Source organism: Kitasatospora arboriphila (genome assembly GCF_039528095.1).
Lineage (GTDB): Bacteria > Actinomycetota > Actinomycetes > Streptomycetales > Streptomycetaceae > Kitasatospora > Kitasatospora arboriphila.
The window spans coordinates 1-792 of sequence record NZ_BAAALD010000247.1; the positions used below are offsets into that span (position 1 = coordinate 1).

The window sequence follows — 792 nt, forward strand, 5'->3', positions numbered from 1 at the left end:
CCCCCCCCCCCCCCCCCCCCGCCCCCCCCCCCCCCGCCCCCCCCCCCCCCGAGCCCCGGCTCGCCGAACTGATCTCCCTGACGCCGTACCAGGAGGGCGCCGCGGAGGACGAGGGCTTCCTCACCCCCGCCGTGCTGGACCGCAACGCGGAGGACCTGCGCGAGCAGCTCGACCGGGCCGTCGCCACCGCCGAGCGCACCCTGTTCGACCTGCGCACCGCGGCCGCCGACGACTCCCGGATCCTCGCCGCGCTCGGCGACGGCGGCCTGCTGCCGCCCGGCCCGGACGTGCTCGCCACCGTCGAGTACCTCGGCGAGCACGGAATCCCGGCCCTGCCCGGCTGGCGCTACCTCGCCCAGTCCGTCGACCCGGCCGACCACGAGGCGATCCTCGCCGCCCGGCCCGAGCTGGTCGACGGCGTCGTCGTCACCGATCCCTCCTCGCTCGAACGTGCCCGCGCGGCCCTGCACGACGCCGCCCTGCTGCCGCGCTCCACCGTCGCCGTCGGCACCGCCGCCGCCCTGATCGCGCCGATCGAGGACGAGCCGCCGTTCTTCCTGGTGCCGCCGAACCCGGCCATGCACGACGAGCACGCCGCCGACGACGAGCGCCGCGAACTGCGCGCCCGCGCCACCGCCCGCGAGGAGCACATCCGCGAACTCGCCGCCCGGCTCGGCCACGACCGGGCGCTGGCCGCCCGGCTCGCCTCCTGGCACGCCCAGTGCCCGCCCGGCACCCTCGGCGAGCTCGTCGACGCCGTCCGCGCGGCCGGCGAGCAGGCCGAGACCGCGG

At 79.0% G+C, this 792-nt stretch carries 1 pseudogene; it reads left to right on the plus strand.

Annotated elements, in window-relative coordinates:
- Nucleotides 1-792, plus strand: a pseudogene (locus tag ABD353_RS39750) (hypothetical protein); the annotation flags it as partial.